Source organism: Trichloromonas sp. (assembly GCF_034006665.1).
GTDB lineage: Bacteria > Desulfobacterota > Desulfuromonadia > Desulfuromonadales > Trichloromonadaceae > Trichloromonas.
In genome coordinates this window covers 134,256-157,234 of the sequence record NZ_JAVESI010000003.1, presented here as the reverse complement: position 1 = coordinate 157,234, position 22,979 = coordinate 134,256, and the positions used below count along the sequence as shown (strand labels likewise).

General features: G+C 58.2%; 19 protein-coding genes. 2 read left to right on the top strand and 17 right to left on the bottom strand.

The annotated features are described in order from the left end of the window. Window positions 1-206: 206 nt before the first annotated feature. From RBR25_RS02740 to RBR25_RS02725, 4 genes are all read right to left on the bottom strand, one after another. On the bottom strand, window positions 207-1,094 hold the full coding sequence (locus RBR25_RS02740) for a PEP-CTERM sorting domain-containing protein (protein ID WP_432817990.1): 888 nt from the start codon (window positions 1,092-1,094) through the stop codon (window positions 207-209). Window positions 1,095-1,351: 257 nt separating this feature from the next. Further along, complete coding sequence (locus RBR25_RS02735; RefSeq protein WP_432817989.1) at window positions 1,352-3,649, bottom strand: efflux RND transporter permease subunit; 2,298 nt, start codon at window positions 3,647-3,649, stop codon at window positions 1,352-1,354. A 17-nt stretch (window positions 3,650-3,666) separates the two neighbouring features. Next, window positions 3,667-5,178 carry a DUF1302 family protein gene (locus tag RBR25_RS02730; RefSeq protein ID WP_432817988.1) on the bottom strand — a complete coding sequence of 504 codons (1,512 nt, stop codon included), beginning with the start codon at window positions 5,176-5,178 and terminating at the stop codon, window positions 3,667-3,669. 6 nt (window positions 5,179-5,184) lie between these two features. Beyond that, window positions 5,185-5,982 (bottom strand): outer membrane lipoprotein-sorting protein, encoded by a 798-nt coding sequence (locus RBR25_RS02725; protein WP_432817987.1) that lies wholly within the window; start codon window positions 5,980-5,982, stop codon window positions 5,185-5,187. 174 nt (window positions 5,983-6,156) lie between these two features. Here RBR25_RS02725 and RBR25_RS02720 point away from each other — a divergent pair, with 174 nt between their 5' ends. Next, complete coding sequence (locus RBR25_RS02720) at window positions 6,157-7,020, top strand: ThiF family adenylyltransferase (protein WP_432817986.1); 864 nt, start codon at window positions 6,157-6,159, stop codon at window positions 7,018-7,020. A 4-nt stretch (window positions 7,021-7,024) separates the two neighbouring features. On the opposite strand, the gene RBR25_RS02715 is transcribed toward RBR25_RS02720, so the two are convergent. Both RBR25_RS02715 and RBR25_RS02710 read right to left on the bottom strand, forming a co-directional pair. After that, window positions 7,025-7,663, bottom strand: coding sequence for a PEP-CTERM/exosortase system-associated acyltransferase (locus RBR25_RS02715; RefSeq protein WP_432817985.1), 639 nt, complete (start codon window positions 7,661-7,663; stop codon window positions 7,025-7,027). 277 nt (window positions 7,664-7,940) lie between these two features. Next, complete coding sequence (locus RBR25_RS02710; RefSeq protein ID WP_432817984.1) at window positions 7,941-10,184, bottom strand: GAF domain-containing protein; 2,244 nt, start codon at window positions 10,182-10,184, stop codon at window positions 7,941-7,943. A 273-nt stretch (window positions 10,185-10,457) separates the two neighbouring features. Between RBR25_RS02710 and RBR25_RS02705 the strand changes: the two genes are divergently transcribed. Next, window positions 10,458-11,144: a CAAX prenyl protease-related protein gene (locus RBR25_RS02705; RefSeq protein ID WP_432817983.1), complete on the top strand. Its 687-nt coding sequence runs from the start codon at window positions 10,458-10,460 to the stop codon at window positions 11,142-11,144. A gap of 80 nt (window positions 11,145-11,224) precedes the next feature. Here RBR25_RS02705 and RBR25_RS02700 read toward each other — a convergent pair whose 3' ends face one another. From RBR25_RS02700 to acpS, 11 genes are all read right to left on the bottom strand, one after another. Next, the gene (locus RBR25_RS02700) at window positions 11,225-13,648 is read right to left on the bottom strand and encodes a Lon protease family protein (protein WP_432817982.1); all 2,424 of its coding nucleotides are present in this window, start codon (window positions 13,646-13,648) and stop codon (window positions 11,225-11,227) included. A gap of 19 nt (window positions 13,649-13,667) precedes the next feature. Further along, window positions 13,668-14,612 carry a dihydrolipoamide acetyltransferase family protein gene (locus RBR25_RS02695; RefSeq protein ID WP_432817981.1) on the bottom strand — a complete coding sequence of 315 codons (945 nt, stop codon included), beginning with the start codon at window positions 14,610-14,612 and terminating at the stop codon, window positions 13,668-13,670. A 216-nt stretch (window positions 14,613-14,828) separates the two neighbouring features. Next, window positions 14,829-14,984 carry a hypothetical protein gene (locus tag RBR25_RS02690; RefSeq protein WP_432817980.1) on the bottom strand — a complete coding sequence of 52 codons (156 nt, stop codon included), beginning with the start codon at window positions 14,982-14,984 and terminating at the stop codon, window positions 14,829-14,831. Window positions 14,985-15,130: 146 nt separating this feature from the next. Beyond that, window positions 15,131-15,685 (bottom strand): ComEA family DNA-binding protein, encoded by a 555-nt coding sequence (locus RBR25_RS02685; protein WP_432817979.1) that lies wholly within the window; start codon window positions 15,683-15,685, stop codon window positions 15,131-15,133. Window positions 15,686-15,687: 2 nt separating this feature from the next. Next, window positions 15,688-17,259 (bottom strand): citramalate synthase, encoded by a 1,572-nt coding sequence (gene cimA / locus RBR25_RS02680; protein ID WP_432817978.1) that lies wholly within the window; start codon window positions 17,257-17,259, stop codon window positions 15,688-15,690. A gap of 95 nt (window positions 17,260-17,354) precedes the next feature. Then, window positions 17,355-18,587 (bottom strand): aspartate kinase, encoded by a 1,233-nt coding sequence (locus RBR25_RS02675; RefSeq protein ID WP_432817977.1) that lies wholly within the window; start codon window positions 18,585-18,587, stop codon window positions 17,355-17,357. A 48-nt stretch (window positions 18,588-18,635) separates the two neighbouring features. Further along, entirely contained in the window at window positions 18,636-20,051 is a 1,416-nt protein-coding gene (lpdA, locus tag RBR25_RS02670; protein WP_432817976.1) for a dihydrolipoyl dehydrogenase, read from the bottom strand. Next, on the bottom strand, window positions 20,048-20,539 hold the full coding sequence (tsaE, locus tag RBR25_RS02665) for a tRNA (adenosine(37)-N6)-threonylcarbamoyltransferase complex ATPase subunit type 1 TsaE (protein ID WP_432817975.1): 492 nt from the start codon (window positions 20,537-20,539) through the stop codon (window positions 20,048-20,050). The genes lpdA and tsaE overlap by 4 nt, the downstream gene beginning before the upstream one ends. Before the next feature lie 3 nt (window positions 20,540-20,542). After that, complete coding sequence (locus RBR25_RS02660; RefSeq protein ID WP_432817974.1) at window positions 20,543-20,992, bottom strand: CBS domain-containing protein; 450 nt, start codon at window positions 20,990-20,992, stop codon at window positions 20,543-20,545. After that, on the bottom strand, window positions 20,986-22,596 hold the full coding sequence (locus tag RBR25_RS02655; RefSeq protein ID WP_432817973.1) for an NAD(P)H-hydrate dehydratase: 1,611 nt from the start codon (window positions 22,594-22,596) through the stop codon (window positions 20,986-20,988). Before RBR25_RS02655 ends, RBR25_RS02660 begins: the two co-directional genes overlap by 7 nt. After that, window positions 22,593-22,979, bottom strand: coding sequence for a holo-ACP synthase (acpS, locus tag RBR25_RS02650; protein WP_432817972.1), 387 nt, complete (start codon window positions 22,977-22,979; stop codon window positions 22,593-22,595). The genes RBR25_RS02655 and acpS overlap by 4 nt, the downstream gene beginning before the upstream one ends.

The following is a 22,979-nucleotide window of genomic DNA, read 5'->3' as shown; positions in this document are numbered from 1 at the left end:
GTTCAGCTAACGGTTCCCGTCATCAGGGTCCGTAGAGGACTTTCACCTCCAAGTCAACGATTGACCACCACGATCAATCATCTGGTGCTTACGCACCACGCGCCATGCCTGGCGCACCAAACAAAAAGGGAGAACCAGATATTCTGGTTCTCCCTTTTTGTTGAGTTTGCTGTAACGACCACTTTTAAATATGGCCGTTTTGCGTCTTATTCCTTGCGGGATCTTTTCCGCCCGACAAAAGCCAGCCCGAGCAAGCCGCCACCCAAAAGAAGAAGAGTGGAAGGCTCAGGAACAACCGTCATCTCGCCCGAACCGTTCTGATTCGAATACGCGATATAAAGAGCATTATCATAAGGCACATTCGTTGGGGTGTCGATATTCATGTCGGTAGTCATAAAATACCAGTCGACCGGGGCAATATCCAGCAAGTCGACACCGAGAGCGTTCAGCCAGAAATCGTCCAGCAAGTAGGAAAACTGCAACGAAAGCTCCACCGATCCCTGGTTGGCCAGATCGCTGCCGGTAAAATCGAGGAAGGTATGCCCCAAACCCTGGAGCACGGACAGGGTAGCGATCAAGGTGCCGTTAGCAAAACCGGTGCCCCCAGCCCCGGCGGGAGGGGCGGAGCCGGCCGGATTGGCAAATTCCGAGTCCAAAGCCGCATCGAGGTAAAAATTAATCGTGCCGCCGTCGTAAATAAGATCGAGCCTTGTATTGGTGGGATCGGCATTATCGAGCCCCGCGACATACCCAGTCAGATCGGACCATTGGGCCGTCACCTCATAGCCATCGAGTTGATTCAGACCTTCTTTGTCGATGATCCCAGAGGCAAGTAAATCGTTTACGCGCAAATCGCCGGCATCGCCAAACCGGTCACCGACATTCAGAATCCCGTTACCATTGGTGTCATACTGAATGGTGCTGGTCTGCGAAGCAAAGGCGATCTGGTCAAAAACACCGGTCAGAGTATCCGCGTCCCCGTAAGCCGGAGCACTGGCAGCACCTACATCCCAAATCAGAGGCATCGCGTACCCAGTCCCGGCCGTAATGGCCACCAAACCCAACCCAACAACCAAACCTAGAATTTTTTTCATTTTGTTCCTCCCTTTTTCATGTTTACGTCTTTGAATCTCCAGATTCCGGAACAAACTCCAAGCTTCCGGCCCCAATAATCTCTTGTTGCGAACCCGAGAATCTTTCCTTTAGCAAGAGATTTTGCAAGGCATATGCCAATAGATAACATACTGTTTCTATGTAGGTTCGATGCGAATTGACATTTTTCACCCAGAGAAATCTGTAAAAAAATCCGACAGGCCTTCCATGGTTTCTTACACTCTCGCCCAGAGACGAGCTAAGAAACACCCGCCGGCTTCCGTGCCAGCATCAACATGGCCGGCAGGACCAAAAGATCGCTCAACAGCGCGGTCAGCATGATCATCGCACACAAGAAACCGAACTGAATAGTCGGCACGAAGCTCGACAGCACCAGCACTCCGAACCCGATGACCAGGATGAGCGAGGTGGAGACCATGGCGCCGCCCTTCTTTTCCAAGGCGACCAACGCCGCCGCAGATCGCTCCATCCCGCCGCGCCGCTCTTCCTGATACTGGTGAACGTAATGAATGGTGTCATCCACGGCGATGCCGATAGCGATGGCGGAAATGATCGCAGTCGCGGTATTGAGGGGGATGCCCAGCCAGCCCATGAGTCCCAGATTGAAAATGATCGGCAAAACGTTGGGGATCACCGCCAGCACCCCCAAGGCGGTCGAGCGGAAAACGACAAAGAGAATGGCGAAGATGAGCCCGCAGGCCAGGGCCAGACTCTGAACCTGACTGTCGACGATGTTCCCCACCAGTTTGTTCACCAGCGACGTTTTCCCGGTGACGACGATCTCCATCCCCGAGTCGGCAAAGCGCTCCCGTAAAAAGGCTTGCAAATCCTCGATCCGCTCCTTCAACACACTGGAACGGTGTTCGCTGATCTGGGCGGACAGGCGCGCCCAGCGGTAGTCGGTATCAATAAAGTTGGCCAACTCGTCGCCGTCGTACAAAAGCAGGTACTGCGCGGCCATTTCCCGGGATTCTGGAAGGACATAGGCCTCCTTCCGATCCCCATGAAAGGCCTGATTCATCTGTTTCAAAAAGTCGGCGACGGTGGTCGTGCGACTGATATCGGGCTGCGTTTCCAGATAGGCGGCGACTTCTTCAAGCATTTGCAGGTTGGCCGGGTCCTTGAACGCTTCCGCCTCGGATGCGAAAAAGGAAATTTCCAGGGTATTCACTCCGCCCAGATACGTATCGACAAAATGCGTATCCCGATAAACCTCGCTGCTTTTTTTGAAATACTCGATGAGGTTGGTTTCAACCTGAAGACGCGTGATACCGATCACGGAAAGAATGACCAGGGCCACCGTTCCCAACAAAACCGCCAGCGTATGACGTGTAACCATGCGGTTGAGAAGGGCTCCTCCGAAAAATCCCCCTTTGCGCGCGGGAGGGCCCTTTTCCCGCAGCCCGGGCCGACGCCGGAAAAGCCAGACCCCCAGGGGCAAAACCGTTACCGACAGGCCATATTCGGCGACCATGCCGCCGGCGGCGGCCAATCCGAAATGGCGGATCGGCGGGATGTCGCTGACGACCAGGGAGGCAAAACCGATGGCCGTAGTGAGGCTGGTCAGGAAGCAAGGCACCGCCTGTCGCTCCATGGTCCGCCCCATCACCGTCACGACATCCTCTGCGGTTCGATCCTGTTTCAGAAAGTCCAAAAAGATATGTACGCAGTCCGATAACGCCAAGGCCATCATCAGGGGGGAAAGGATCGAGGTCATGGGACTCATGGCCCCGCCGACCAGATAGAGCAAAGCCAGAGTCCAGACCAGGCAGGTCGTAATGACGATGACGGAAATGAAAACCGCGTAGCCGTTGCGCAAAAAGAACCAGAGCAGCACAATCAGCAACAGATAGGTGAGCGGCATGAATACCGCCATATCGTGGTTCATGTAGCCGGCCATGTTCACATCTGTGACCAGCCATCCGGCCAAGTGCCACTCCAGGCCCGGGGGCGCGCCGGGATCTTGCGCGAAGTGGGTTTGCACCTGCTTGATCAAACGGGCATCGTAGGTTTCGTCCCCCGGGTGGGGGACGGTACGGATCAGATAGAGCGCGGCTTGGCCGTCATTGGCAACCAGCCCTCCCCGGATAAGAGGATTGTCGAGGGCCCGCTGGCGAATCCGCGTGAAGCCCTCGGCCGAAGTCGGCATTTCTTCCACCAAGGGGCGGATGATAAAATCGTAATCACTGCCGACAATGTCTTCGACATTGGTCAGGCTGACCACCTCGCGGACCTCGGGGATGCCTTCGAGGACTTCGGTCCGGTCGCTTATCCACTGCAACGTTTCGGCGGAAAAGATTTCCGGTCCGGAAAAAGCCACCACAAGGAACTCATCCTCGCCGAACTGGTCTTTAAATTTTTCATAAAAAAGCAGATCAGGATCGTTCTCGATAATGAGCGACTCGACCGAGGTTTCAATCGGCAAACGCGAGTATCCGATGCCGCCCAGAACCGTTATCAGCCCAATAACACTTAAAAAAACTTTGGGATAACCGACCAGAAGCCGATACGCCCGCCGGATCAATGTTGTAACCATCGTCGCCCCCTAAACAATCAAAGAAAATATTTGACCCGAAAAAACACCTGATCATTGTGATCATAGAGGCCAAAAAGGGAGCGATCGCCCCCCTCAAAAAAGCTCGCACCTAATGTCAATTCGGTATTCTTTAAGGATTTCAGTTCGATTTCCGGCTGTAGATAAAGACTGCCGTTGCCGACATTGTAGTTTGCTTTGACACCCGCTTTGAACCGACCCCGCCAAAAGGTGCGGCTGAGTTCGGCCAGAACGGCCATATCGTGCTGATCGAAATAGAGAATATCGGCATCCGACCCCACGATCAGCTGATGCGACCATTGCAGGTTGGCATACCAGTCGGACGGACTCGAATAATCCCCCCCCAGCACATAATGAAAAACCGGCCGCCGTATCGAGGTCAGATCGGTGGCCAAAAAGGAAACCCGGTCGAAATAAGCGGCCTCGCCCCGCAATCCAAACAGCCCGGCCGTGGTTTCAAATTCGGCGCCGATAACGCGCTGACGGCGGTGTTCCGCACGGATCGGCTCATCGGCCAAAACCGCCTCGGAAAGTGCATTGAGCAGGTTTTCACTGGAATAGCCGCCGTCGAGGGAAAAGTTTTTGATGGGAAAGCTGCGGAAATACGGAGCATCTTCCCACCCATAGAAATAACTCACCCCGACATCAATGCCGGAGAGGGTCGCGGTCACCCGACCGCCGAATTCCGAATTGCGTAAAGTCTTGGTCGGCTCGCGGGTTTCAACGTGGCGAGCGAGCAGATATTCCCGCAGCGCCGGCGGCAGCGGCCCTTCCCTGACGTCTTCGCGCACCTGGCGATAGACCGCCCAGTCGGATTCGAAATAATCGAAGAGGGCCGGCTCAAACCAAGGCAGGTAAACCCCCTCGAAGGTCAGGTTGTCGGAAAAGACGCGTCCCCTGGCCATCCAACTGGGCAGCTTGCGGTCCTCCAGCTCATACAGGATAAACTGCCTGCCGTCTTGAGGGTTCAGGTTGTCGACGGGACTCACCTGATCGGTCTTCCCCCAGCGGACAATCTGCTTCCCGAGCTTTATTTCGTAGCGTTTGGAGGCCCACAGGTAGGAGGTTTCGTGAAAGTCTATGCGTACATCGTCGTTCACATGCTCCGGTCCCATCCACAAATAATCGCCCTGAAGAGAGACCAGCGCCTGCCAACGAGCGTCCGAGGCGGTGACCGTGGACGACGAACCATGACGGACGGAATCGAGTACCGCCTGGAGCCGTATCGTATTTCTAAAATCGTAGGGATGTTCGTTGGGCTCGTCGTCTTTAAGGTCGGCCCCGGCAGTCATATCCAAAAGACCGCGCCAAGACAAGCGATCAAGCAGCCCTTTTTCCTGAACGACTGCCGGGGACGGGGAAAGCGCTCCTCCATCATCGAAGGAAAATGAATAAGCCCCCCCGTGCTCCGCAAACCCGACCGTTTCGGGAGTATCCAGCGCCAAAGCAAGACTTCCGAAGACGCCCCCCACTGCCAAGCCGCCACAGAGTGCAATAATCCACCTGAACATAGGCCCCTACCATCTTTCCAAGCTGCGTTCGGTAAACAAGTCATCATTCAGGCCTGAGTTGTAAGCAACGTCCCCATTACTCATCAGGGTACGATGCCCGCTGAGCAAATCGGCCATGCTGACTTGCATTTCGGTCCAAACTCCTTGAATATTCTTCAGGTTCGTCACTCGATACTCCTTGAACAAACGCTTCTTTTTATCGTAATAGTCCACCTTTATCGGAACATTGATATCTTTTATGACCCAAGATTTTATCAAGGAATATTCCGTATTGGTCTTTTCTTTGGGAACACTTTCAAGAACAAAGCATTCGGCCTGGCCGATTTTCTCAACGGCAAGGATCTTGTGTTCCCAAAGATCGACATCGCGACGTTCCATATCTTCATAAGTAAAATCCGTATTCACAAAACTGGTCGCTTTTTGCGATGAAACAATGCGACGGGTTCGTTTTAGTGAGGGAAGGAACAGCAATTGTTCTGTTTCCTTTGTATTCAGTTCCGTAGACAAAAAAGCGGTTCCAGCGATGTCGGCAGGCGATAAAAAACGTAAAACCTGCTTGGACAGGTCGCCCTGATCTTTTCGATAGAGAACAAAAGTACGTTCACGCCGATTACTGTTTTTATCGATCAGCTCCATCGTTCCCTGAGCCGTAAAGTCATCTCCATTCTCACGGTCACGAACCTTTAACGCCAACTCACGGCCATCGATGCCGAAATCGTTGGATCCCATTGCGGAGGCGATGAGCATCAAGAAGAAAAAAACAGTCGACAAAATCACCAAAAAATACTTCAATCGTGTCTTCATGTACAAAATCCAATCCTTTCCGGCTTGCTAAGCCCTGTCAGTGGCAACCGCTTCAACAGGGAAAACTATAGCATTTTTGCTGCTCGCCAATCAAAATTACACCTGGCAAAAGCAGCTTTTGTTGGTAAGGTCTTTTTATTGAGGAAGAAGACAACCCTACAGACGGGGCAAAACATGAAAAATCTGATCGATAACGAATTTTCCCGCAACATCGGTCTGCTGACCGAAGAGGAACAGGCCCGCCTGCTTAATGCGAAGGTCGCGGTGGCCGGAGCCGGCGGGGTCGGCGGCGTTCACCTGCTGACCCTCGCCCGTCTCGGTGTCGGGAAATTTAACATTGCCGATCTCGACGTTTTCGAGCCGGTCAACATCAGTCGCCAGTTCGGCGCTTTTCACAGCACCTTCGGTCGCCACAAGGCCGAAGTGCTTGCCGAGATGATCCGCGACATCAACCCCCAGGTAGAGGTCACCCTCTTCCCCCAAGGGGTCTCGGCCGACAACGTCGACGCCTTTCTGGAGGGGGTCGAGGTCTTTATCGACGGCATCGAATTTTTTGAAATCGACATCCGCCGCCTGGTTTTCCACCAGGCTCGCAGCAAGAACATCTATGCCCTGACCGCCGCCCCTTTGGGATTCGGCGCGACCTTGCAGGTCTTCGCGCCGCAGGGAATGAGTTTCGACGACTACTTCGGCATCAACGATCAAATGGATGAACTGGAAAAGCTGGCGGCTTTTGCCGCGGGGCTGGCCCCCCGCCCCTATCATCTGCGTTATCTGGACAGGCGGAAGGTGAATGTGAAGGAGCGCAAGGGACCGGCGGTGGCGCCGGCCTGCACTCTGGCCGCGTCGCTGGTGGCGACGGAGGTGGTGAAAATCCTGACCGGAAAGGGGACCAGCAAACCGGTTCCCCATTATCTTCAGATCGATATGCTGCGGGGAAAGATGCACCAAGGGTACGTCTGGGGGGGCGGTAAAAATCCGCTGCAGCGCCTTGTTCGGCACTTCGTCCTCAAGGCCATGCGCCAGACCTCGTCATGAGTCGTCAGGCCACGGCCTCCAGCGGCGTTTCAGGCCGGCAGGTATAGAAGATCACCGGATTGCGGTTGACGATATCCCGCACCGCGCCCAAGTAGGGAGCGCGCAGGCCGTGATACTCCCGCTCCGGACCGATCTGGGAAAAAAGCACCTTGCGCCGGGCCAGCAGAATCGGCAACCCCCGCGCCATAACCGCGTAGAGATGGGAAATCCCCCGCTCCAGGCTTTCCTCGGCCAGACAGCGCAAGAGTCCGTTGACCACCTCGCCCGCCTCCGAGTCGGAGCGCAGGCGCGCCTGCTGCAATTCACGGCAATAGCATTTGGAAAGTGCCAAGCGGGAAACCTCACCCAACTGGCACGGCTGCAGGTGGGAAAGATCCTTTTCGAAAGAAAAGGCCCTTTCGATTGGAAAGCTGCGTTCAGAATGGAGAATGAGCCGGACCGTTCCCACCACCTTGCAGGTGTTTTTCAACAAGGCGGCGAAATGGACGGCAGAGTCGTCGTATTCGTCCCGCTCCAGTCCGTCGGGGTGGTCCTCGGGGTTTTCAAATCCGCGCTCTTCGCAATAAACCTTGTAGCGCAGGGCAAGTACATCGTGAAACAACGGGTCGTCTTGTTCAATTTTTTGGAAATCAAAGAGGCTCAAAGGCTTTCCTTCGGTCGCGGTTGAGTGTCAAGAGCACCCCCTCCCGTTGGCGGTTCATAACAGCGAAAAACCGGTGATGGCTGAATCTTACACACCTGCAAATCCCGCTCCAACTAAATAAATCGAACCATTACAACAAATTGTAAAAAACTTCGCGCCGCTGTGCATCAGAAGCCGGGAAAACCGTCGGCCATAACCGACAAAAGTCCCGACAAAACCCATGATTTTACGTAAAGTCAACAACTTAGCTTGTCGCCAAAAAGCAACGACAGGGTGGTTAATCCACCAGAGCCGCCTCTAGAGCTTCCACCACCCGGGGATCGTACAGGGAACCCGCTCCCGCCTCCAGCTCGCGTAGCGCCTCTACCGAACCGAGCGCGGCGCGATAAGGCCGGTCCTCGGTCATGGCGCAGTAGGCGTCGACCACCGCCAAGGCGCGCGCCATGAGCGGGATTTCGTCTCCGGCGAGTCCGTCGGGGTAACCCCGACCGTCGTAGCGCTCATGGTGATGGAGGACCGCCTTGGCAACCACCTGGGAAAATTCGATGGATTCAAGGATATCCAGCGTGGCTTGGGGATGATTGCGCACCACCAAAGCTTCGACCGGAGTCAGGGGACGCTTGCGCGTTACTAGGCGTTCGTCCTGGCTGATCAGCCCGAGATCGTAAACCAGGGCGACATACGGAGCCAAAGTCTTCTCCCGAGGGGAGGCCCCGATTTGTTCCAGAACCCTGACCAGCAAATCCGCGTAACGGGAATTTTTTTTTCGATAACGCTGTTCGGCAGTGAGCAGGGCATCAAGACCGGCGACCAGATCCCGCAGCTGCCCCTCATGATCGCAACTGTAGGCGGTTTTTTCAAGCAGTTGTGTAAGCCGCTCGCAGATCGGCGCGGCCAGAGCGAGATCCTGCTCGGAAAAGGGTTCACCGTTCTTCTTGTTGTTCAGGTTGAGCACGCCGACCGCTTGCCCTTGATGAAGCAGGGGGAGGGAAAGCAGGGAATGGGAGCGGTATTGCCCTTGCAGGTTCTTGCGGGCGAAACGGGAATCGGTCTCGATGTCCTTGACCAGCACCGGACGCCCCTCCTGCGCCACCCAGCCAGCGATGCGATCACCTGGGCGGATGCGGGTTTGCCGCACGATCCAGTCGTCAAGACCGAGGGCGCTGCGAATGGTCAGCTCGCCGGTCAGCTCATCACTGAGCATGAGCGAGCAGGTATCGACGCCAAGGACTTCCGCGACGAAACCGAGGGCCCGGTCCATGACCATAGCCAAGGCCGTATCGCGCCGTATGGCCTGGGCGCGGGGGATATGCAGGCTGATCCGGAAACCCTCCTCGCTGTTGCCGATACCGAGACGCCAGCCGTGGTTCTCGGCCACCTTCATGGCCAAGTAAAACTTGACCGATTCCTCGGGACGATCGGAGCGGTAGATGTTCTTCACGGCCAGCAAGCCGTCCTGAACCGATTCGGGAACCTCCTCTGAAGCCTGCAACAGAACGGCGACCGCCTCCTGTTCGCGAACGGAAATGCGCAGCCGCGCGGACGGGGAGAGGTAAGCGGACAGGCCGTCGAGCAGATGCACAAACATCTGGCCCACGAGAATCTTGTCGCCCACGACCTCTTCGAGATTGCGCGGGATATCGAGTTCGACCGCCAACTGCCGGTAGCGGGCGGCCTTCTGCTCGGGAGTCACCCGCAGCGCTTCGCGCAGAATGCCGTCGAGAGACAGAAAGGTCTTGCGCAGCATGCGGCTCTCATCTTCAATCCGCAAAAAGTCAAGCTGCCGGTTGACCATGCCGAGCAACCGCTCCGTCTCCGTAGCGACAATATCGAGAAACTCTTCGCGACGGGCCACATCATCGACACGCTCGTCACGGAGCAGATGAAGGCTCCCTTGGATCGCGTTCAAGGGCGTACGCAATTCATGGGAAAGACGGGTGAGAAACTCGGTCTTGGCCAGATCCTGGGCGCTCAGGCGACGGTTCGCCTCTTCGATATCGGCGGCGCGCTCCTGAAAGTTCCGCGCCAAGATCAGCTTTTCCATAGCCAGCGCAGCCAGAGAGGCAATGGCTCCCACCAGGTCGAGATCGTCGGAATCGAAGGGGGGCGTCAACCGATCATAAAAGTTCAGCACCCCCAGAACGCGGTTTTTGCCGATGATCGGCGCAGAAATGAAGGAACGAACGGAAAGCGGCTCGCGGCACCCTTCGGAAAAACGCTTGTCGGCAAGAACATCGGCACAGAGCAAAGACGTACTCTGCGCGGCGACCCTTCCCGCCACCCCTTGGGCGATACGCCCACGCCAGGCGCGGGCGCTTTCCCGGTCGAGCCCCACCGAAGCGACGATGAAAAGCTCCTGGTGGTCGTCCAGAAGCATCAGGGATCCCCGTGGCGCTTCCAGAAAATCCGCGGTCAGCTCGACAAGCAGGCGCGTTACCGTCGCCGATTCGTCGCCGGCTCCGACGGCTTCGGCCACACGCCCAACAAGAGCCAGTTTTTCACGGCACTTCCGTTCGCCCATGGAAAACCTCAAACCCCTCCCAAGATGGCAACGCGACGTCGAACCCCTGAAATATTAACGATTTTCAATTCCCGTGCCATATAAAATTCATATATATTACAGCCACTTGGATTCTGAGCAAAATCCAGTGGCAGCACTAGCTGTAAAGAATTCCGACACACCTGTCGAAATGCGTCACAACCCCAAGGAAAACCTTGGACGTTTTCGACAAATCCATCCTGTTGACGTATAAAGAACGTATGATGACAACCGGGTGAAAAAGGAGATAGAGACATGCGTTCGGAAGGTTGGATTCGGATTCTGCCGTTCGCCCTGTTCATGGGCTTCATCGGCGTGGAGGAGGGCCTGCGTTTTCTGGCGCAGCGTGAAATGCTGCCCGGGAATGAAGGGGAATGGCTCTATCTTTATCCCGCCAAAGCCGCCCTGGTGGGACTCTGCTTGGTCCTATTGTGCCGCCGCTATAAGGAAATCCGTGCGGCGGATCTGGCAGACTGGCGTCATACGACCCTGAGCTTGCTCGCGGGGATGTTGATCTTTATCCTCTGGATCCACATGGACTGGGGCTTTGCTACCCTTGGCGAGCCCCAGGGTTTCGATCCCGGACGGATTCCCGAAGGCACGGCCCGCTCAACGATGATCGCCGCCCGCCTGGCGGGGGCAGTGCTGGTCGTGCCGGTGATGGAAGAGCTTTTCTGGCGCTCCTTCCTCTTGCGCTACCTCATCGAACCGGACTTCATCAAGGTCGCGATTGGTCGTTTCACCTGGTTTTCCTTCCTGGCGACGACTGTCCTCTTCGGCTTGGAGCATAACCACTATCTGGCCGGGATGATGGCCGGCGCCTTTTTCAATCTTCTTTTATACCGCACGGGCAGCATCGCCCAGTGCATCCTCGCCCACGCCGTGGCCAACCTCGCTCTGGGGATCTATGTTCTGCAGACCGGGAACTGGCGGTTCTGGTAATGCAGAAGTGCTGAGTAAAGGCTGCCCGGCGGGTGGTTCTTTCTCCCTGTTTCTGCCCGATTTTTATGAAGCCGGGCGATTTACGAATCGCCCGGCTTCTCTTCATTTTTGCCCGCTCCGAATTTGCGCAGGGCTTCGGCCATTTGCCGCAGGCGCTGATCGACCCGGGCATTCACCGAACCTTCCGGCCAGGTCCCATCCGCCTGGCGCTCGCCGGCAGGCACCCCAGTGAGGATCTCGATCCCCTCGTCAATGGTGGTTACCGCCCAGATGTGAAAACGTCCCGCGCGCACGGCCTCAACCACCTCGGGCTTGAGCATGAGGTTTTTCACGTTCTGCACGGGAATCATCACCCCCTGTTCGCCATTGAGGCCGAAAGCCTTGCACACCGCATAGAAACCCTCAATCTTCTCGTTGACCCCGCCGATGGGTTGAATCTGGCCGCGTTGGTTGACGGAACCGGTCACGGCGACCCCCTGACGGATCGGCAGTCCGGAGAGCGAGGAGAGCAATCCGTAGAGTTCGGTGGAGGAAGCGCTGTCGCCGTCCACCCCACTGTAGGACTGCTCGAAGCAGATGGAGGCGGCCACTGCCAGGGGTTTGTCTTGAGCAAAGCGTTCGCCGAAGAAACCGCTGAGGATCAGTACCCCCTTGTCATGGCTCGGCCCGGAAAGTTTCACCTCCCGCTCGATGTTGATCATCCCCCCCTTGCCCAGAAAGGTGCGTACCGTTACCCTTGAGGGTTTGCCGAACGCATAATCCCCAAGCATGTAGACGGAGAGGCCGTTTACCTGACCGACCACCGCGCCTTGGGTATCGACCAGCAGAGTGCCGTCCTCAATAAACTCCTGAATCCGCTCCTCGACCTTGTTGGAACGATAGATGCGCGCCTCGATGGCGAGATTCACCTGTTCGGCACCGACCCGTTCGCGCCCGTGACGTTCGGCATAATGAGACGCCTCGCGGATCAGATCGGCAATGTCGAGAAAACGGGAAGAAAGCCGCCCCTGATCCTCGATCAGACGCGCCGAATATTCCACCAGCCGGGCGACGCCGTCGGGCTCGAAGTGACGCAGATTCTCCTCCCGGCACTTGGAGCCGACAAAGAGAGCGTACTGCTGAACGTTCTCCCAGGTATTCTTCATCATCCGGTCAAAATCAGCCTTGACCTTAAAATACTTACGGAAATCCTGGTCGTAGTGATAGAGAAGATAATAGAGTTGAGGAACGCCGATGAGGATGATCTTGCAGTCGAGGGGGACCGGTTTCGGCTTAAGGGAAACGGTGGCGATGAGCCGGAACTGCTCGGCCATGTCCTCGATGCGAATCTCCCGCTTGCGGATGCTGCGCTTCAAGGCCTCGTAGGTGAAGAGGTTGATCAGCACCTCGCGGCAGTCAAGAATCAGATAGCCGCCGTTGGCCCGATGCAGCGCCCCGGGCTTGATCATCGTAAAGTTGGTGATGGCGTTTCCCATCTGGATGACGTGTTCGATGCGGCCGAAGACGTTGAAGTAGGTGGGATTGGCCTCGTAGATGACCGGCGCCCCAGTCAGTTCGCTGTTGTCGATAAAGAGATTGACCCGGTAGCGGTCAAAAGACGGCTCCTGGCTGAGTTGCTTGAGGCCGGGGATGGCCAGGGTCGGCCCTTCCGATGGACGGAACTCGTCGATCCGGTCGAGCAGGTCTTTCTTGCAGTCGGCGAAATGCTCCAGCACCTGGGTATGCTCGCCGTAGCGCGCCTCCAGATCCTCGAAGAGATGGCCGATCGCGTAGAGCAGCAACTCCTTCTCCATCTTGGTCGTCTCCGCACGCATCTCCTTTTCTTGGTCGCGCACCTGGCGCATGACTTCCGTCAGACGTTCCTGCAGTTCACTGCCGTTGCGGTCGAGCATCTCCCGTTCTTCGTCGGAAAGTTCCTCGAATTCCTGCTGCGACAGGGGCTGCCCCCCCTTGGTCGGCACCAGCACCAGGCCGCTGACTGAACGCTGCAGAACGAAGCGATTGCGGTTGGCCTCGGCCTCCAGACGCTCAAAAAGCTGCCGATTTTTTTCCTGATAGGCGGCGGCGATCTGCCCCTTCTGTTGCTCGTACTCCTTGCTTTCGAAGACCTTGGGGATCTCCTCGGCCAGGCGGATGACCAACGCCTCCATCTCCTTCTGCAACTCCTTGCCCTTGCCGGGAGGCAAGCGCAGACAGACGGCGCGGCCGGTCTCCTTGAAATCGTTGAGATAGCACCAGTCGTCCGGGACATTCTCGCCGGCGGCGCGACGATTGAGAAGTTTGCGGATGGTGGAAGAGCGGCCGGAACCCGGCTCGCCGAGTACAAAGAGGTTGAACCCGCCGTCGCGAATCCCCAGACCGAACTCGATGGCGGTTACCGCCCGATCCTGGCCGATGGTCCCTTCGAGGGGGGAGAGATCGGCGGTCGAGGCGAATTCGAACTGGGCCGGATCGCATTGCCAGGACAGGGCTTCGGGTGCTAATGTTTTCTGGATCATCATCATCCCCTCTGCAAGAAATTACTCAACAGGATTCACGGTCGCCACTTGTTTCCAAGGTAATGGGCGCTTCCAGGTAGATCTTCAGGGTACCGAGAAACTCGGCGGCATCTGCGCCGTCGAGAATGCGGTGATCAGCGGAAAGGGTCAGGCGCAGCATCGGGGCGATACCCGGTTCGCCGTCGTCATCCACCACCACTTCGCCGCGGATTGTCCCCACCGCCAGCACCGCCGCCTGGGGCGGGGTAATGATCGCGCTGAAGGACTCGACCCCGAGCATCCCCATATTCGAGACGGTAAAGGTACCACCGGCCGTTTCCTTGCGCTCCAGCCGACCTTCGTGGGCCTTGGCAGCCAGCTCCGCGGCCCGACGGCTGAGTTCTCGCAGGCCGAGCCCGCCGCAGTCGGCGAGCACTGGATAGTAGAGCCCGCATTCGGTGGCCACCGCCATCGCCAGATTGATGGCCGACTGCTCCACGGCCTCGCCGTCGAGCCAGAGGCTATTGACCCAGGGATGCTCACGCAGAGAACGAACCACGGCAGCAAGAATGAAATCGTTGATGGTGACGCCAAGGCTTTTGCGCAGGCCGATGACGTCGGTCATGTCCACCGCCACGGTCACGAAAAAATGCGGGACACTGCGCCAACTCTCCTGCATCTTACGGGCGATAAGACGCCGCACCTTGAGCGATTTACCCGGAGCGGGCGGGGGTGGCCCCGCATGCGTCGCCGGGGCACGATCCAGCACCGCCAGCAGAGTACCGACCGGAACCATCTGCCCCTCGGCGATGCGTAATACCACCACCTCACCGGGCTCGGGCGCGGACAACGTCAGATTTCTCCCAGCGGCGGAGAAATCGGCCAGGGGCGTGCCCTGCTCCACCCGGCTTCCCTCCCGGACATGCCAGCGCACCAAGGTGGCTTCCTGCATCGCTTCAACAAGAGGGGTGAGCATGATCGGAGAAAGCATGAAACTCTCATGTCGGCAGAAGGGACGAAACAGGTGGTCAAACCGGTTTCCGGGAGCGGGAAAGCGAATCTTTCCGCCCTCGGGAATGCAGCTGAACTCTAGCAATTCCCGAATGGAATAGCAAGGCACGGGACACTGACGGCGCAGATATGAAAAAGCGCCGGAAACCCTGTTGGCTTCCGGCGCTGGAAGAGGCGCGGCTGGTCAGTGATTCAATCAGCCAAGAAAATGCTGGTTGTTCCGGGCACGGTTGGCGACGATGGTGGGATCGAGCAACTCTCCGCAGGAGCAGCATTTCCAGGCGTCGAAGGAACGAACGAAATCATAATATTTCTCGGCGTACATTCTGGCTCGGCACTTAGGACATTTCATGGCTCTCTCCTTGGATGGAATTCAACCGGAGGAAGTCCCCCGGTATCACTCATAAGCATTTACACAAGGCATGCCAGAATTTCCAAAAGCGCCCGAACGGTTTTTCCATCTCAAGATTTTTCTATTATTTATTAGATGTTTATCTTTCATTCAAAATATTTATGCCAGCGTTCCAGCGACTTTGGACCGATCCCAGGAACCCGATCCAGAGCCGTGAAATCGGAAAAGTCGCCATTTTTTTGACGGTCCATTTCGATGCGCTCCGCTAGCCGCGGGCCAATCCCGGGCAACGCCTGCCAGTCTTCTCCGCTCATCCGCTTCGGGTGCAGCGGGATGCCGAGAACCATGCGCTGCTCAGCGGGCATCCAGCGCCTCAGCAGAACCGGCTTTCCCGCTTCGCTGCGGCCCAGAGAAAGACATTCCCCAGAGCGCGGCGGATGGCGACTAAGCTCCAGTTTCAGCCATTCCGGCACCCCTGAACCATCCGTCAATGCAATGACGCCCGTCCAAGCAGAAGCGTCAGATAATTGATGGAGACCCGGTCGCGCAAAACCCTGGCCGAGCCAAACCGACAGAACCGCAGGGTTTGAACGCACAACGGCCGGCGGTTCTTCGTCGATGAAGAGCCGCCGGCCGCCGAAAAAACCGAGACATAGAACGAGAATCCCCACCAGCAGGGAGGTTCCCCGGGGCGGGTACACCCTCAGTTATCCTGATCCTTGAGCAGTTTATACTGAAGGGCATCCACCAGTGCGTGATAGGAGGCATCGATGATGTTGTCGCTGACGCCCACCGTCCCCCAGCGGTTATCCTTGTCCCCCGATTCGATGAGAACCCGGGTGAAGGAGGCCGTTCCCTTCCCCGCCGGCAGAACCCGCACCTTGTAGTCGTAGAGACGAATCTCCTTAAGGCGCGGGTAGAAATTCTCCAGAGCCTTGCGCAGGGCGTTGTCCAGGGCGTTGACGGGACCATTCCCCTCGGCGGCGGTATGCTCGATGCGCCCGCCGACCTTGACCTGCACGGTCGCTTCGGACACGGGCTTCTCATCCTCATGGCGCTTGGTATCGATCACCCGGAAGCCGATGACCGAGAAGTAATTACGCAACGTCCCCAAGGCCCGACGCATAAGCAACTCGAAGGAGGCCTCGGCCCCTTCGAACTGGAAGCCCTTATTCTCAAGATCCTTGATATTTTCCAGGATCTCCAGGGTCACAGGATCCTTGCTGTCGAGGTTGATGTTGAACTCCTCGGCCTTGGCCAAAATGTTGGAGCGGCCGGAGAGGTCGGAAACCAGCACCCGGGTGCAGTTGCCGACCAGTTCGGGACGGATGTGCTCGTAGGTCTCGGGATGGCGCTGGATAGCAGAGACATGCACCCCGCCTTTGTGGGCGAAGGCCGAGTTGCCGACGTAGGCCTGGTGCTTGTTCGGCACCATGTTGGCCAGTTCGTAAATGGTACGGGAGAGCTGGCGCAGGGATTTGAGCTGACTTTCATCAACACAGTTTTTGCCCATTTTGAGTTGCAGGGCGGGGATGATGGAGCAGAGGTTGGCATTGCCGCAACGCTCGCCAAAACCGTTGATGGTCCCCTGCACATGGACGATGCCATGGGCCACAGCGATGAGGGAGTTGGCCACCGCGCACTCGCCGTCGTTATGGGTATGGATTCCCAGAGGCGTGGAGACCCTCTCTTTGACCTGCTCGATGATCGCCGGAAGTTCATGGGGCAAGGTGCCGCCGTTGGTATCGCACAACACGATGCAGTCGGCACCGGCCTGCTGGGCGGCCTGCAGGGTCTTCAGGGCATATTCGGGGTTGGCCTTGTAGCCGTCGAAAAAGTGTTCGGCATCGTAGACAACCTCGCCGACATGCTCTTTGAGATAGGCCAGAGAATCGTAGATCAGTTCCAGATTTTCTTCGAGGCTGATGCGCAAGGCCTCGTGGACATGAAAATCCCAAGTTTTGCCGAAAATGGTCACAGTATCCGGCTCGGCCTGGATCAGGGTACGGATGTTATTATCCTTGTCCGGGGTAGTATTGGCCCGACGCGTCGACCCGAAAGCGGCAATCTTCGCCTGGTTCAGACTGACCTTCTTGATGTCCTTGAAGAAGGCGATGTCCTTGGGATTGGAGCCGGGCCAGCCCCCCTCGATATAATGGATCCCTAGATCGTCCAGAAGCTGGGCAATGCGGATCTTGTCCGCCACCAGAAAGGACACTTCCTCGGCCTGCGTGCCGTCCCGCAGAGTCGTATCGTAGAGCTTGATCTGATTCATGCTTCTATCCCCGCTTTCCGCAACCTGACAATGCAGGTAGGGGCGACGCATGCGTCGCCCCTACGACTGAACCCGGTTGACGTGAGAAACTATCTTTACTCTGCCTTGATGTCTTTTTTGGCCAGATCAAAGGCTTCGTGCAGCACCCGCACCGCCAGTTCAGTGTACTTGGAATCAATGACGCAGGAAACCTTGATCTCGCTGGTGGAAATCATCTGGATATTGATCCCCTCCTGGGAGAGGATCTGGAACATCTTGCTGGCTACGCCCGAGTGGGAACGCATACCGACGCCAACGATGGAAACCTTGGCGATGGTTTCGTCGCTGGTGACGGAAGCGGCACCCGTCTCCTTGGCGGTCTCCTCGACGATCTTCAAAGCCTTCTTGAAATCGGTTTTGGGCACGGTGAAGGTCAGGTCGGTATACCCTTCATGGGAGAGGTTCTGGATGATCATGTCCACGGTGATATTGGCGTGGGACAGGGGAGAGAAGATCTTCGCGGCAATCCCCGGCTTGTCGGGAACCCGCAGCACGGAAATCTTGGCTTCATCCTTGTTGTAGGTAATTCCCGAAACCAGAACGGCTTCCATATCAGCATCCTCCTTCGTGACCAGAGTCCCTGGATTATCGTTAAAACTCGAACGGACGTGGACCACCACGCCGTATTTCTTGGCGAATTCGACGCTGCGGATCTGCAGCACCTTGGAGCCGAGAGAGGCCATCTCCAGCATTTCGTCGTAGGAAACCTTCTCCATTTTGGAAGCTTCCGGAACGATGCGCGGATCGGTCGTATAAACGCCGTCAACGTCGGTGAAGATCTCGCAGACATCGGCCTTGACCGCCGCCGCCACCGCCACCGCCGAGGTATCGGAGCCACCGCGCCCGAGGGTCGTGATGTTGCCGTCCTTGTCGACCCCCTGGAAGCCGGCGACGATGATGATGGTGCCACTCTTGAGATCCTCGCGGATCTTCTTGTCGTCGATCTTTTCGATGCGCGCCTTGGAGAAGACGCTGTCGGTGACGATGGGGATCTGAAAGCCGCAGTAGCTCTTGGCCTTGTAGCCCATCGACTGCAGGCACATGGAAAGGAGCGACATACTCACCTGCTCACCGGTGGCGACGAGCACGTCGTATTCACGCTCGCTGGGGAACTCACACATCTCGTTGGCGAGCGCCACGAGCTTGTTGGTTTCGCCGGCCATGGCCGAAACGATAACCACCACATCGTTGCCTTCGTCATAGGTTTTGGCCACACGACGAGCGACGTTGCGGATCCTGTCGATGGTACCTACGGAAGTCCCGCCGTACTTCTGCACAACCAGGGCCATAATTCCCTCTTCCTCCTTTTGGAAAAACGACTTTAGGGGTCGTATAGGTTAAACGTCGGATGATTTGCGCCGGGCAGCCGCACGCCCCAGCCGATGAACCGCCAGCCCGCAGAGATCCTCGGCGGCCTCCTTGATCATCTCCGGCAGACTGGGATGGGCGCGAATGCCTGCGGCCAGTTCCCGCGCCGACAGCTTGCGGCTCATGGCCAAAGAGGCCTCGGCAATGAGCGTCGAGGCGTCCGCGCCGACGACGGTCACACCGAGAATCCGGCCGCCGTCCTTTTCCGCCAGAATCTTCACCGTGCCTCGGGGCTCTCCCATGCACAAGGCCATGCCCGAGGCGAGATAAACGAAGCGACCGACCTGGAAATCAAGTCCCGCCTCCCGGCACTGCTCCTCGGTGAGACCAACCTGAGCGATCTCCGGATCGGTGAAAACGATGTCCGGCACCACTCGGTAATCGGCCCGAACCTGTCCGCCCAGAGCATTTTCCACGGCGATCTCGGCCTGATAGGAGGCGACATGGGCCAGCTGCCGACCACCGGTCAGATCGCCGATGGCATAGATACCGTCGACGTTCGTGCACATCCCTTCATCGACCACGACGGCGCCGCGATCCAGGCGCACCCCGAGTTCTTCAATCCCGAGTCCTTCGCTGTTGGGACAACGCCCGACGGAAAGAAGGATTTTTTCGACTTGGAGAGTTTCACCGTTGGCAAGACGGACATGGACCCCATCGGAGCGGGATTCAACACCTGAAACGACGGTGTTGAGATGAAGCCTGACCCCGGCCGCCATGAAGAACTTTTCCACTTCGCGCACCGCCTGCCGGTCGCTGCGCGCAAGCAATACGGGAAGCTGTTCTACAAGGCTGACAGAAACACCAAAGGTCGAAAAAATCCCAGCGAATTCGCAACCTATGTAGCCGCCACCGACGATCAGCAGACTCTTGGGAAGATCCTTAATAGCAAGAAATTCAGCGCTGGTCAAAACATTTTTCCCGTCCGGCACGAAGCCTTCGGGGACCAGTGGACGGCCGCCGGTGGCAAGAATGACGGCCCTGGCTCGCAGGTGACCGACCGCGCCCTGACCATGGATTCCAAGTCGGCCCGGGCCTTCGAGAAAACCCCGGCCGGAGTAAAGATCGACACCGTGACCCTTGAGCAGTTGCGCAACACCGCCGACCAACTGAGAAACCACCTGATCCTTGCGCCGCACGGCCGTGGCGAAATCGAAACCGGGTTCAGCAATGCGGATGCCGTGATTTCCGGCCTCGCGCAGGGTGCGCAGGATCCGGGCGGTCGCGTAAAGCGCCTTGGTCGGAATACAGCCCCGGTTGAGGCAGGTTCCCCCCAGCGCCTCGGCCTCCACCAAGCAGACCCGGGCGCCGCGCTGGGCGCCGCGAATGGCGGCGACATAGCCCCCCGGCCCACCGCCGATTACCGCCAGATCGTATTCCTTCATTCTTTCCCCTTCACGGACGACCAGCCTCCGCGCAGCGTCTCCAGCAACCGGCCGTAGGGGTCACGGCCGGCTTCAAGGGTAATCCGGCGGGAATCATCGGAGCCATGCTCCAGATGTACCCGCAGTCCTTCAAGCACCAGTTCCGGAAAGCGGTCCGCCCATTCCACAACCGTCACTCCCGAGCCGTGCAGGTAATCCTCGAAGCCGAGATCGACCAGATCCTCCACCGAAGCCAAACGGTAGAGATCGAAATGATAGAGGGGCAGGCGCCCCGCATAGGGATTCATCAGGGTGTAGGAAGGGCTGGTCACCGGCTCATCCTCCGACACCTCCAGTCCGCGGGCCAGGCCTTGGGTGAAACAGGTCTTGCCGGCCCCCAGTTCGCCATGGAGCAGCACCACCATGGCGGGCTCGAGCAAACGGCCCAGAGCCGCCCCCAATTCCCGGGTTTGCTCCGGCGAGGTCGTGTCCAGGGTCCAGGAAAGCACGGCTCAGGAACGCATGGAACGGATGATATCGAAGCGTGCCACCACCCCGACCAGCCTCTCGCCCTCGACCACAGGAACCAGATGCACCGAACGGTCGACCATCAGCCCGGCGATGTCGGCGACCGGGGTGTCGGGGGCGCAAGTGGTCACCTCGCGGGAACAGATCTCGCCGACCTTGCGGGCGGTGATCTTCTTGACTTCATCCTGAAAGGTCTTTTCGCTTTCCAGATAGAAGACCCAATCGAAAATGGAAACAACCGTGGGGATATGCAGGGGCTTGTCCTGCTCGACCAGATCCGTCTCCGTCACCACCCCTTCCAGATGACCTTCGCTGTCCACCACCGGCAGGGCGTTGACGTTGTGGCGGGCGAACAGGCGGGCCAGTTCATCCACCTCGGTCTCGGCGGTCACGGTATGGACGTCGGTGGTCATGATATCTTTCGCAGTCAGCATGAAATCTCCTCGTTGATGGAATAAAAACCTCGCGAAAACCCGTCCTCGACTTCCCCGGCGGCCAAGGCGGCGCGGGCGGCGGGGATTTCCCGCAGCAGGTCAGAGGCGAAGAGCCCGGAGTTTCCCTGACAGGCGGCGAGACGGTCCCCGGCCAGAGCATGCAGGTAAACCCCGAGGATGGCGGCGGTCTCCGTCGTCAGACCTTGCGCCAAGAGTCCGCCGATGATCCCGGTCAAGGCATCGCCCATGCCGCCGCTGGCCATGCCTGGATTGCCGCCGGCATTGATCCGCACCCGGCCGTCGGGCAAGGCGACAACGGTGCGCGCCCCCTTGAGCACCAGGGTCACCCGGTAATCCAGGGCGAAACGACGGGCTGCGCCGACCCGGTCGGCCTCGATGTCGGCCACGGACGTCCCGGTCAGGCGGGACATCTCGCCGGGATGGGGCGTCAGAACCGCCTGCAGATCGGGGAGTTCCCGAAAGAAGCTGGGATGCGGCCCAAGGGCGTTGAGACCGTCGGCATCGATGACCATGGGCAGGGGGCATTCGCGCACCAGCTGCCGCACCAGTTCTGCCGTTTCCGGGAGTTGGCCGAGACCCGGGCCAAGCGCGAGGGCCTCCTTATCCTGCCACAGTTCGCGAAGTTCGTCCCAGGACGCCAGGGCCAAGGCACCCTCGGTCTCGGCCTGAGGCGCGGTCATCACCTCGGTGAGCTTGATCGCCATCGCCGTTTGAACCGATAGCGGACAGCCCAAAGTCACCAGACCGGCGCCCATGCGCAGGCCCGCCTCGGCGGTCAGCGCCGCCGCGCCGGTCTTGCCCCGGGAACCGGCCACCACCAGCAGATGGCCAAAGGTTCCCTTGTGTCCGGTCACCGGACGTGCGGGGAGCAAAGGCGCAGCTTCGACAGCGGTGACGAGACGGAAGTCATCCTCGCAAGCCGCCAGCAGGGGTGCGGGAATGCCGATATCGAGAACCTCCAGGGTTCCAACCCGGGCTCGACCGGGATAGAGGGCCTGCCCCAACTTCGCCGCGGCGAAGGTCAGGGTCAGGTCGGCACGTACCGCCTTGCCAAGCAGGGCTCCCTGGGTAGCCTCAATGCCGGAAGGCATATCGACGGCCACCACCGGCCGCCCGGACTCGTTGATCCAGTCGATAGCCCGCCCGTAGTGGCCACGCACCGGGGCACCAAGGCCCGTGCCGAAAATGGCGTCGACCACCAAGCGAACCGGCCCGAGCTCGCCCAGAATCGTGAGCAGACGATGCTCGTCCGGGACGAATGTCACTTCGCCGCCCATGCGCATCAGGACATCGAGATTGACCGAGGCATCACCGGTGATCGTCTCCGCTTCGGCGAGAACCAGGGTCCGCACCTGCCATCCCCGATTGAGCAAATGCCGGGCGATGACGTACCCGTCGCCGCCGTTGTTCCCCTTCCCCGCAAGGATCAGCACCGGCCCGGGAAAGGTCTCGCCATAATGTCGACAGAGCCGCTCGGCGGCTCCTCGCCCGGCATTTTCCATGAGAACCACGCCGGGGATTCCGATATCTTCGATGGCCTGACGGTCGAGTTCGCGCATTCGCGCGGCGGTCAACAACTTCATAGTGTTTCCTCCAGAATCACTGTGGCGTTGGCGTAATCCCCCTCATGACTGTAGGAAAGATGAATCGCATGGATTCCCCGCTCGGCGAGTATTTCCGCGGCCCGCCCGCTGACAGCCAAGGAGGGTTTGCCCAGATCGTCGCGGACCACCTCCATGTCCTGCCAGCGGATTCCCTCCCGCAGCCCGAGGCCGAGAGCCTTGAGAAAGGCCTCCTTGACCGCGAAACGGGCGGCCAGATGCGGTGCGGGATCGGGCTTCGGCAGGCAGTAGGCCTGTTCGCCCGGGGTGAAAATCCGCTGAATGAGGGCCTGATTGCCCTTTTCGAGAAAGCGGCGAAAACGGGACGCACGGCTCAGGTCGGTGCCGATCCCGGCGATCGCCAC